This is a genomic window from Pseudoalteromonas sp. XMcav1-K, assembly GCF_044005875.1.
In the GTDB taxonomy this organism is placed as follows: domain Bacteria; phylum Pseudomonadota; class Gammaproteobacteria; order Enterobacterales; family Alteromonadaceae; genus Pseudoalteromonas; species Pseudoalteromonas spongiae.
Window position 1 is genome coordinate 268302 of the sequence record NZ_JBIPJE010000045.1, and the last position, 11786, is coordinate 280087.

Here is an 11786-nt window from a genome sequence, read left to right on the forward strand (position 1 = left end):
TGACGAAATGAATAACTATAAAAATAAAACCGTTTTAATAACAGGTGCTTCGAAAGGTGTAGGCGCTGAAACTGCAAAGCAATTTGCCAAACTTGGGGCTAACGTTGCATTGGTTGCTAGAAACAAAGCCCCCCTTGAAGCACTGGCAACTGAAATTAATCAATATGGTCATGCTGCGGTATTTCCCTGTGATATTGGCGAGATATCAAGCCTTGAAACTTTAGTAACGCAAGTGGTCGACACCTTTGGTGCAATCGATGTGCTCGTGAATAATGCAGGGCTACACCATCGCGGCGATTTTGAAAAACTAACGCCAGTTCAGGTTTCAAATATGGTGAATGTGAACTTAAATGCGCCGCTAACACTCACTCACCTATGTTTAGAACAGCTCAAACAATCAAATAATGGCGCGGTAATTATGGTAGGGTCGTTAGCGGGACGCGCGCCATTGCAAGGTGCCGCGGTTTATTCAGCAACAAAAGCTGCACTAAGGGCATTTAGTTATGCGCTACACGATGAACTTAAGCCTCACCAGGTTAAAGTGGCGGTAGTGTCACCGGGTCCAATTGATACTGGTTTTATAATGGATGAGATTGATCACGTTGAAGACATTGTATATTCGCAGCCAATGAGCAGCGCATTAGAGGTTGCAAATGAGATTATCGCATTGTCGATAAACGACAGTGAAGAAAGCGCTATGCCATGGTTTAGCGGCAAGCTAACCACCCTCGCCTATCTATTTCCAAAATTGCGACGTGCCCTGCGCCCCTATCTTTATAAAAAGGGCGCAAAAGCGAAGTTAAAATATAAAAACCGACGCTAACTATCAAAAGGTGGATCGTCGCTGATTTGGTGTTTTATCGCTACTAACTCACAAAAGTGATCTGTTGCGATTTTTGCGAACTGCGGGTCAAACTTAATACCCGCATTTTGCTCAACATACTGACGAATTTGATGATCGCTCCACGGCGCTTTATAACTACGTACACTGCCGAGAGCATCAATTACATCCGCAATCGCGACAATGCGTGCTTCAAGTGGAATATCGTCACCTTTAAGCCCCTGCGGATAACCACTACCGTCATAATTTTCATGATGAAAACGCGCCATCGTTGCGCCTAGTTTTGCAATTGGCATACTTGATTTATCGAGCAGTTGGCCGCCCTTTTCAGCATGCGTTTTAATTAACTCAAACTCATCTTGCGTAAGCTCACCTTGCTTATGCAAAATGGCATCAGGAATGGTCGTTTTTCCAATATCGTGTAACGGCGCAGCAATGCGTATTGCATCACATAACGAATCTGGTAACCCCGCTTTTATCGCAATAAACTCAGCCATTGCGGCAACGCGCTTAACATGACTGCCTGTTTCTTTGCTACGTGCTTCTATTGCATCACCCACAATATAGAGTAACTCTTTTTGTGTAGTTTGTGTTTGATGTTGGCGTACTAAACTTTCAAGCATCAACGCAATATTATTTATAAATAATTCCGCGATGCTGGCTTTAAAGTCACTGGGTTGATGATCAAATTCAATATACAGCACTGCTTTCGAATCGGTAGATGTGCTGATACATGCCACATAATAGTCGTCTGAAAAGTGACTGTGGCCACTGCTCAGCGCTTCTTCCACAATAGCATTAACGTTTTTAGGGAACGGTTGATTAGCTTTTTTAAGTTCGTTAAAGCGACCAGAACTTGCGAGCAGTATTTTATGAGATTGATTAAAGATATCATTTTCATGGCGCATTATGTAAATTGCTGAACTTTCCACTTCCATTAACGATAGAAAGTTATCAAGGGCAGCACATGCAAAATCGTTTATATTCTGAATTTTAAGTAAGTCACCAGACACTTCTATTAAATTGCGAAATGACTTCAGGGATTTTTCAACTGTGTTTAAGTCGCGAAATCCGCGTAGCGCCCCATACGTGCAGCTTACCAACTTAGTCGCTGTTAACTCGGTTTTTGTTCGATAATCATTTATATCGTACTTTTCAATCACTTCTTGCTCGGGTGCATAACCAGCTTGCCCTGTACGAATTAATAACCTTACTAAGTGATTGTTAAGTGTATTTCTGATCCAGTTAACCAGCTCCAATCCTGCATGGGTAGACTCCATCACGACATCAATAAATACACATGCCCAATTAGTATCGGACATCAATAGTGTTTTAGCTTGCTCAGATGAAAACGCACTGGTGCAACTAATTGTACGCCCCAATATTTCTTTGCCTTCAAGCACTAATTTGGTTACATCATGAATATTTTTATCATCATCCACGATCAAAATATGCCATTTAAGTGTTTTAGACTTTTGTGTTTTCTCTGGCTGCTCGCCCTGACTAAACAGGTAATTATCCATAAGGTAATGTAATTTATTTGACTAAACTGTTGGCTGACTGCCGCTGATTATTTAAGTTGAACCAGCCCGATAAATACGCAGTACGACAACGTTAAGGTGAAAGTGTAATTTTAATCTAATCCCACACTTTAAAAAAGGTTATTCACATTAAATGACATGTGAATAATTCATATTTACCCACACTATTTCTAAAGTGCTAGTACATTCGCAATTAGTAACATACGGCACTACGCATGAACCTTTTTTAAACAATTGATAATAAATAATTTTTATAAAACACCAAATCCATACTAAAACCCTCATTATTGAAATTACGCTTAAATAAGTTCGATTAAAAGCGTATTCATTTTAGGGCGACACGTTACGTTTGTAAGAATTTGGAAAAGCGTTAAAACATGCACATCAAATTATTAACGCACTGTTTTAATACTATTTATTATTTCAATATTTTGCTAACGTGATGACAGTTTTAAGAAAAAGGTATTTCACAATGAAACAATTATTGATCCTTATTTGTTTTATCGCATTCAGTGCCGTAGCTAACGACAAAGCCTATGAACAAAGTGCAAATAATTGGCTTGAACTGATTGATAGTGGCGAGTATCAGGCTTCGTGGCAAGACACCAGTGATCGCTTTAAAAATCAAGTCAGTGAAGCACAGTGGCAACTTGCCCTAGAGCAAGTACGCACCCCATTAGGTAAAGTCGTAAAGCGAAGCCCGCTTGATAGTACTCGTCACACTAGCCTGCCAGGTATGCCAGATGGCACATACCAAGTAATGCAATTTAGCACCCAGTATGAAAATAAGCGCGAAAGTATCGAAACCTTGTCTATGACATTGATTGATGGAAAATGGCAAGCGATCGGTTATTTTATTAAATAAGTCACTAACAGACTGCATTTCCTCGTCACTCTTAGCTAACACATTCAATGGATAGCAAACTATGTTGCTATCCAACTTTAAAGAAGTTCACTTCATCCACCATGCGCTTGGTTTCTTCATTTAGCGCGGCTGCAGAGCTGGCAATTTGTTCTACCATTGCGGCATTTTGTTGCGTACTTTCTTCAATATTTGTAACGGCAATATTTATTTCATTAAAGCTTGCTGTTTGTCGTTTATTTGCTTCGGCAATTTCTTCCATTTTCTCGTTAGCATTAGTAATCGAGTGTGCGATACCGACAAGTGCTTCACTTGATTCATCAACATGCAAGTTACCATGTGAGACCTGCTCAACGCTCGATGTTATCAATGATTTTATTTCGTTTGCTGATTGTGCGCTACGTTGTGCAAGGCTTCTTACTTCGCTTGCCACCACACTAAAACCGCGACCGTGCTCACCCGCTCGTGCAGCTTCTACCGCCGCGTTCAATGCGAGCAAATTAGTTTGGAACGCAATTTCATCGATAACTCCAATAATATTTTTAATACGGTCGCTCGACGCACTCACTTGTTGCATCGTTTCTTTTGCCTCAAGCGCAATAACCTGCCCATTTTGCGCACTAGTTTGCATGGTTAACATTAGTTGCTCGGTATCCAGTAAGTTAGATTGCGCTACTTTTGCTGATTCATGCACTCGCTGCACGCTCGCACTCGTTTGTTCTACTGCGCTTGCTTGAGATTCGGTTCGGCGTCTTAAATCTTCATTTGCATGCGCAATTTCATGTACACTATTCGACACAGACTGCGCTAGGTTTAGTAAATTTGATAACAGCGAGTTCAACTTACCAACTGAGGTGTTTGCGTTATCTTTCAAACGTTTAAATTGACCATCATAGTGAGTCGTAACCCTGGCTCTTAGATCTCCCGCAACCAAGCTTTCAAATAAGTGGTCTAAATCGTTGAGTACTCGGCTAACAACCACAATAATCTCATTGACACCATCACTTAGTTGTAAAAAGCAACCTTGTTTATTGGCGCTATCAATGCGTTTATCTAGGTTGCCTACTTGTAACGCGCTGATAACATCTTGAACTTCGACCTCAATCACCTGGCTTAGCTGTTCAAGTGATTTATTTATATTCATTTTTAGGGTGTTGAATTCACCGCTATAGTCGCCATTTACATGTATGTGTAGATTGCCATTCGCCAGCGCATTAGCAACCGAGTTTAGCTCACTAATAACATTTTGATTAAGCGCTACTAAGTTATTTAACGAATTACTTAACGACAAGAAAAACCCTGATTTATCATCGGTATTTATACGTTTCGTCAATTCGCCCGATAAACAACTTTGCACTATTTCAGTAATTTCATTCTCTATGATGTGATTAAGCGTAGAAATGGTTTTATTGGCGTTAAGTTGTAAGCGTGCGTACGCACCTTCATATTCCCCGTCTATTGTTACTGCCAAGTTGCCTTGTGCTAAATTCGCAAAAACATTGTCGACTTCATCTATCACATTGCGATTAATCTGTTGTAATTTGTTGATGCTTTGCGTAAGGGTTAAAAAGCCGCCTTGTTTATTTTTCTCATTAATAGATATATCTAACTCGCCTGAAGTCGCACAATCCACCAGCTGTTGAATATCTTTTTCAATAATTTGCTGTAGCGTATCGCGACAATCGATAGCCGAATCCAGTAAAACCGCAAATTCCCCTTGTAGTTGGTTAGTATACTGATTGCTTAAATTGCCTCGCGCTAAATCATTAACAACCGTTGATATCGCACTAAACGAGCAATTACAGGTATTAATCGTGCTGTTTACATCGTCTTTCAGTTGCCCTAGCTGTCCTTGTAAATTCGTGCCAATGGTATTTGAAAAGTCGCCCTTTTTTACCGCTGACATCACTTTTCGTATTTCCCCAACGCCTATGCCTACCTGATTGCCTGCAGTTTCAATTTGCGATACTACCTTTGCCAAGTCACCATTGTACTTTCCGCTGTAGTTAATTTGGTTGTATTGGCCACTAGCTAACGCATTACTCATATTGCCTATTTCACAAAACGCATTGCCTAAGTTTTCAAGTAATGCGTTGATGTTTTTAGCTGTTTGACCTATTTCATCGTGTTGATTAAGTGTAATTCGTAAACTGTAATCGTTGTCTTGTTGTATTTGCTGAATGGTTTGTTGAATGGTGTTCAGCGCCTTTTTAAATGAATGCGCAATTACAAAACCAATAATTAAACTAACCAGTAAAAATGCAAGCGCTGTATATAACGCATTTTGTAATGCCTGCTCTGTGCTATTTAAATTTTGTTTTGCACTATTAGTTATTTCCGTTGCCAAGGCCTTAATAAGCCCATTAACCAATTTTATTTCGTCCGTTGCACTGGCAAACCAGGTTTTTGCATCAACATGTGGCAAGATAACGGCGGTAGCGAGTCGCTTACTAATGGCGCTTTTTTGATTACCTGTAATGTCTCGATCAGCGCTTAATCGGCTCACATCATTTAGAAGCGCCGAAAATACATGCGCGGGTAAATACGGCTTCATATTCAATACAATCGCACTCACCTCATCAATTGACTGCGTACTCAAAGCGTCTTGACTGAGTAACAGCAGTAATGATTTTTTATCGTTCCTAAGTTCAACGTTATTAGTAAATGTAGCGGTCATTGCCTTTACGTTTACCACTTGTGGGTCAGTTTTTAGCGCCTCAAAACGCTTCAAATAATCGTTATTGGCATAATGGGTAAACTGCTTTTCACGCTTTCGTATTTCGGCTAAAAAGCGATTTACGGCTTCTGCACGCTGTGGCGTGTAATCACCTTTTGCAAATACCCCGTTTAAGGCGCCGCGCACTTGACCCAAATGCTCTTTTAACCAAATTAACTGAATTGACGATTTAAATTTAGCTGACAACTCTGGCTCAGTAATATAAACCGATAGCTTTTCAGTCAAGGTAATGGCATCTGCGTTAATTGCAGAATAAAAGTGAAAAAAGCCAGAGTCAGGTACTAGTGCATCCACTTTTTCTCTTATGTTCATGCGTTCAGAAAGCGTCTTTTGTAATTGCTGTATAACGTCGAGTGAATGTTTGTTCAGTGAAAGGGACTGTATCTTATCGATTTTCAATAAGAGTGCGTCAGCTGCGCTATCGGCATTTTTACGTTGCAATTGCAATGCTTGTTTACCTTGAGTGCCACCAGAACCTAAGTACCCGGCACTCAAGCCGCGCTCTACCGCAAAGTTATGTGCTAAATTATTAAGTAATTGTGTTAACTCAATAACCTCGTTTATATGAGTTTGAGCTGTCACTTGTACTTCGCTGTTTTTATTTAATTGGTAAATTAAAAATCCACTGAGCACACTGGGAATAAGCAAAATAAGAAGGAGCTTAAGAACAATCGGTAGGTTTTTTAGCATTGTGTGCATCCCTAAGTTTGGCAAGCAAAGCAGTTAAATGATACGACTCCTCTTTCACAATAGTTTAATTTCAGCAAAACAATATTTATTAATACAAATAAATTGGTTATCTATTCGTAACGGATTACCAAGGCAAACAAAAAAGCGCGTAAAACGCGCTTTTAGATAAATTACTGTCGTTATTAATGACCAATAAATTTAGAAACACCCAAGTACACCGTTAATTTTTTTTACGGCGACGATTACTGCGTTGACCTAAAATACGCTTTTTATCTCGCTGTTTGCGAGATTTTGTTGTGTTTTTTCTATTGTCTTTTGGCTCTCGGGTTAAATCCGGCTCAAATCCCGTTAACCATTGTGGGGTTAAACGTTCATCCAGTAATACTTCAATTTCTTCCAACAACCAATTTTCGTCTAGGCTCACCAGTGAAATTGCAGTTCCTGCTTTACCTGCACGCCCAGTTCTCCCAATGCGGTGTACGTAATCCTCAGCGATATACGGCAACTCAGCATTAATCACATAATCCAAACTCGGAATATCGATGCCACGCGCCGCAACGTCGGTTGCCACTAAAACACGTAACTCGCCGGCTCGAAACTGCTCTAGCGCTTTATTTCGTGCGCCTTGAGATTTGTCGCCATGAATAGCCGTGGTTGGTAAACCGTCTTTATTGAGTTCTTTCGCAAGTTCATCGGCATAATTTTTGGTACGCGTAAACACCAACACTTGATGCCAGTTGTTTTTTCCTATGGTGTAAGCGATTAACTCGCGCTTTCGTTCTTCGTCTACCGCATAAAATAATTGCTCAACTTTGGTCGCTGCGGTGTTAGGAGCATCTACCCCTACACGTTTTGGCTCATTTAGCCATTGCGATACATTATTGAGTACTTGCTCATCAACCGTTGCCGAGAATAGCAAGGTTTGTCGTGTTAGTGGCACATGACGCATTATGCGCTTAATTTCACCCATAAACCCCATATCCAGCATACGATCTGCTTCATCGAACACTAAATACGCTAAATCTGACAACGAAAGTGTGCCTTTAATCAAATGGTCGAGTAAACGGCCGGGCGTTGCTACAACAATTTGCGCGCCTTGTTTAAGTTGTTTTTCTTGTGGTCCAATATTTGCGCCACCGTACAAACACGCAACGTTCAATCCGCAGTTTTCACTGTACTGAGTACTCGCCTTTGCAACTTGTTGCGCAAGCTCTCGTGTTGGCACTAAGATTAAGGCACTTACCGTATTCGATATCGACTGACGTGATAACAGCTTATCGATAATGGGTAACATAAACGCTGCCGTTTTACCGGTTCCTGTTTGCGCGTGTGCAATGATATCGTGGCCGGCCATAATCTCTGGAATAGCCAATGATTGAATAGGCGTGGCCGTATGGTAATCCAATCGCGTTAAGGTCTCGGACAAGTGAGAATTTAGGTTAAATGCTGAAAATGACATGAGGTTACAAGTGAAAAGCACATGCGATAAATTATACCATTAATCGTTGTGAAAAAAGCTAACTCACTGGCCTATTTGCCTAAAATCTAACAAAAAAACTAACATACACATATCACCTGAAATTTAAGTCACTGATTTTCAATAACTTTCGTTTTGGCTTAATTGTTGCCATAGTTAATAAAAACACCAAACAAGAATTCCTATGATAAAAAATAAATTTCTATGGTGCGTTACTGTGTTGGTAGCATTGTTACAAGCTGCTGTTTTATGCTGGCATTACTTCAATCCTAAGATTGTATTTATTGGTGTATTGGATGCGCCCTACCTACTTGATGTGCCATCTTGGTTTTCACTGGTTGTCATGCCTATTTTTTCATTGTGTTGTTTGCTTTTAATGCGAAAACGCCTTCAAAGTACGACTGTTAATCGTGGTAAAGCAACCACCTACGCACTAATTGGGTTTGTATTTTCATTTAACTATGGTGCAACACTTGCGGGCAGTTACTATTGGGCAATGGAGTTATACACTGTAATATTAATTATTGGCATTGCTGTGATTGCATGTATCGTAAAATCATATCGTGCCGAATGTGTTTTTGGTTTTGCCTTGAGCCTTAGTTTTGTAATTGGCGCACTTCAGGCCTTGGTATTAGCATTAATCACAGCTTCTGTGTGCTGGCTGCTTTACAAATGCCGCAAACTGCCATTACACTTCGCCCGAGATAATTCATTTACATAATCATAAAAATATTAATGGATCCTAGGTATAAATTGGCGATCTACGCTGTGATTTCGCTGCTCGCAGGTTGTGCGTCGAACAAGATCACAACAATAAATAACCTTAACGCAGACGGAGCAAGCCTAAAGCAAGGTCGCTATATCAATCGCTATCCCGGTAATAAAACATATCCCTATAGCTGTGAAGAAAATTGCTACCCCCCTACTGACGATATTCACTGCGAAAGTGATATGGAGCAGTGCCAATACAGAGGTAAAAACCCAAAACTAACAACACACTCAGGCTATCAAATTCACTGGCTTGGTCATGCAAGCTTTGAAATTAAAACGCCCTCCGGCAAGCGATTTTTATTTGATCCGGTATTTGGTGAATTTGATTGGCCAGTTAATTGGGCGTTTCAAATGGCGAATGGCTTTGAGCGTCAATCACCCAAAAGCACAGTGCAAAACCTAAGCGATGTCGACGCTGTGTTATATTCCCACGTACATTATGATCATTTTAATAAGCACGATATTGCGTTAATTGGCAACAAACCCAAATATTTGGTGCCGCTAAATTTTGCCAAGCACTTTGACCGCAACCACTACACCATTCACGAAATGGATTGGTTTACAACGCGTCTCGTTGCACAAACCAAAGTCCACTTTGTGCCTGCCCATCATTTTAATAGTCGAATTTGGGTACCCTTTTTATACAACGACGATAATCAGGCACTGTGGGGCGGTTGGGTGTTAGAAGAAAACGGCAAAACTTTATTTTTTGCCGGGGACACTGGTTATTCAGATCATTTTAAAGATATTCAACGTCAATATGGTGATATCGACGTGTGCTTACTGCCAATCGCATCTTACTTTCACCAAGAGCACGAAACTTGGTATCGCTATGTACATACACGACCAGAAGACGCTATTGCGGCGGCAAACGATCTTAACTGCAAAGTGACCATTCCTTGGGGTTATGGCAATGCTAGTTGGCAAATGGGCGATCACAGTTCTCACTCCGCACTTTTTAGGCTGTTGCACACCTTGAAAATCATTGAAACAGACAGTCAGTTTTACATTATGAACGAAGGCGAAAGGCTGTCTTTGTAACACGAACTGCTGTAATAAAGTGTGTTAGTTTTTAGGTTTATTTAAGGCTATAAATACCAAAAAAAGAAGATGCCTTTAGCTGCCATGTTGGTATTTTTACTATTATTTTTTAGTTTTTCAGCAAATGCCCAAATTACAGTAAACCAAGATCCAATTGCATTAACGCAATTTGATACGCATTATTATATTGATGAATCTCGTACACAAAGTATCGCTGATATTCAAAATGCGCCGTTTTCCAGTGCAACCAACCGACTTACCCTAGGTACAAATGCAAAAACAACTTGGGTTCGATTTGCTTTGCACAACTCCTCGGCTGTAAAAAAACAACTGTTTTTGCATGTGCCAGAGGCTTACCACACCGAGCAGTTAACCCTTTATCTAATTAGTGACAGCAACACACAAATACGCCATTCGATTGACCTAGAAAACAATCAAGCTCATGAAATGTTATATGGTGGAACCGCAGTGTTTCCTTTAATACTTTCGCCTAACGAACGGTATCAGGTTTACTTAAAAAGTGATGTATTTTCACACCAATGGTTTACGCTTGCCATATACGATGAAACACAATCTAAACATGCCCTTGTAAGCGAAAATTATGATATTGCCATCATGGTTGGCATGCTGTTGGCGCTGATGTTTTACAACGTCATATTGTTTTTATCATCACGTAAAAAAGAAAATATTTTCTATGCGCTGTATTTAGTCTCGGGTACAACGTGGATTGCCCTTTCCTATGGTTTTTTAGCAACCTTATTTGGCATTTACGGCAAATCCATGATGCATCTACACCTTTCGCTACTTACCATGCCAAGCTTTCTGATCCTATTTATGATCAGTATTTTTGAAACCAAACGCCTATACCCGACTGAGCACAAAGCACTTATGTTTGTTTTACTGCTACTGGTATCTGATTTAGTGTTTGGCGTATTTGATATTATTGCAGCATTAAAACCAGCAAGCACATTAGCCGCAATAATGATTGTAGTGACATTAAGTGTCAGTCTTTCAATTTTAAAAAAAGGAAATCCGTTGGCAAAATACTTCTTATTTGGTCACGGTTTGTTTTTCACTTTTAACCTATTAGCCATCGGCTATTATAAAGGCCTATTACCAAATACTTATGTGACAAGTCACGGTGTCGGCATTGGCATTATGCTCGAATCATTTATGTTAGCGTTTATTATTTCGTACCGTATTCGTGTGTTAGAGCACATAGAAAAGCAACAGGCGGCGCTGCAAGTGCAAGCAAATACCGACCCGCTAACGCAACTTTATAATCGACGTTACTTTGACCAAGCTACCGAAGCGATTTTAGCTGACGATAAGCAAACATACCCTGTAACAATTGCCATCGCTGATATTGACTTTTTTAAGAAGTTTAACGACAAATATGGACACCAAGTAGGTGATGAAGTACTTGTGGTTTTTGCCGATATATTGCAAAAATTCACGCCTGATAATGCCATCGTCGCGCGACTTGGCGGTGAAGAATTTATCATTGCCCTGCCTAATCACAGCGAAAGCCAAGCATTTGCCTTAATTGATAAAGTACGCAAGCAAATCGAAAACACTACCATTAGCTCGCATACTCATGATGCCTTATCTATAACAGCAAGCTTTGGTGTTTGTGAAATAGAGTCATTACTAAAGCCAGCCATTATTAATGCTGACAACGCACTTTACCGCGCAAAAGAAAATGGGCGAAATCAAGTGATGTCTTTTAGCACGCTGAACAAACCTAGATTATCGTTACAAACACAATAACTTAATCAATAAAAACATATTTATTTACAAAACAGCGCGTTGTTAAACGTGTTCTA

The 11786-nt window shown here is 40.1% G+C and carries 8 protein-coding genes; 5 read left to right on the plus strand and 3 right to left on the minus strand.

The annotated features are described in order from the left end of the window. Positions 1–7: 7 nt before the first annotated feature. Positions 8–823, plus strand: coding sequence for an SDR family NAD(P)-dependent oxidoreductase (locus ACHSBP_RS14115; RefSeq protein ID WP_395389222.1), 816 nt, complete (start codon positions 8–10; stop codon positions 821–823). Here ACHSBP_RS14115 and ACHSBP_RS14120 read toward each other — a convergent pair. After that, entirely contained in the window at positions 820–2364 is a 1545-nt protein-coding gene (locus ACHSBP_RS14120; protein WP_395389223.1) for an HD domain-containing phosphohydrolase, read from the minus strand. The two genes, ACHSBP_RS14115 and ACHSBP_RS14120, sit on opposite strands and share 4 nt — an antisense overlap. Positions 2365–2854: 490 nt before the next feature. Between ACHSBP_RS14120 and ACHSBP_RS14125 the strand changes: the two genes are divergently transcribed. Then, on the plus strand, positions 2855–3247 hold the full coding sequence (locus ACHSBP_RS14125; RefSeq protein WP_395389225.1) for a DUF4019 domain-containing protein: 393 nt from the start codon (positions 2855–2857) through the stop codon (positions 3245–3247). A 67-nt stretch (positions 3248–3314) separates the two neighbouring features. Here ACHSBP_RS14125 and ACHSBP_RS14130 read toward each other — a convergent pair whose 3' ends face one another. Beyond that, the gene (locus ACHSBP_RS14130) at positions 3315–6671 is read right to left on the minus strand and encodes a methyl-accepting chemotaxis protein (protein ID WP_395389226.1); all 3357 of its coding nucleotides are present in this window, start codon (positions 6669–6671) and stop codon (positions 3315–3317) included. Positions 6672–6891: 220 nt separating this feature from the next. Further along, positions 6892–8130 carry a DEAD/DEAH box helicase gene (locus tag ACHSBP_RS14135; RefSeq protein ID WP_395389227.1) on the minus strand — a complete coding sequence of 413 codons (1239 nt, stop codon included), beginning with the start codon at positions 8128–8130 and terminating at the stop codon, positions 6892–6894. A gap of 202 nt (positions 8131–8332) precedes the next feature. On the opposite strand from ACHSBP_RS14135, the gene ACHSBP_RS14140 reads away from it, so the two are divergent. The 3 genes from ACHSBP_RS14140 (at position 8333) to ACHSBP_RS14150 (ending at position 11730) form a co-directional block, all read left to right on the plus strand. Further along, positions 8333–8869: a hypothetical protein gene (locus tag ACHSBP_RS14140; protein WP_395389229.1), complete on the plus strand. Its 537-nt coding sequence runs from the start codon at positions 8333–8335 to the stop codon at positions 8867–8869. A gap of 14 nt (positions 8870–8883) precedes the next feature. Then, on the plus strand, positions 8884–9960 hold the full coding sequence (locus ACHSBP_RS14145; protein WP_395389231.1) for an MBL fold metallo-hydrolase: 1077 nt from the start codon (positions 8884–8886) through the stop codon (positions 9958–9960). Between the two features lie 69 nt (positions 9961–10029). Beyond that, positions 10030–11730 carry a diguanylate cyclase gene (locus ACHSBP_RS14150; protein WP_395389232.1) on the plus strand — a complete coding sequence of 567 codons (1701 nt, stop codon included), beginning with the start codon at positions 10030–10032 and terminating at the stop codon, positions 11728–11730. Positions 11731–11786 lie beyond the last annotated feature (56 nt).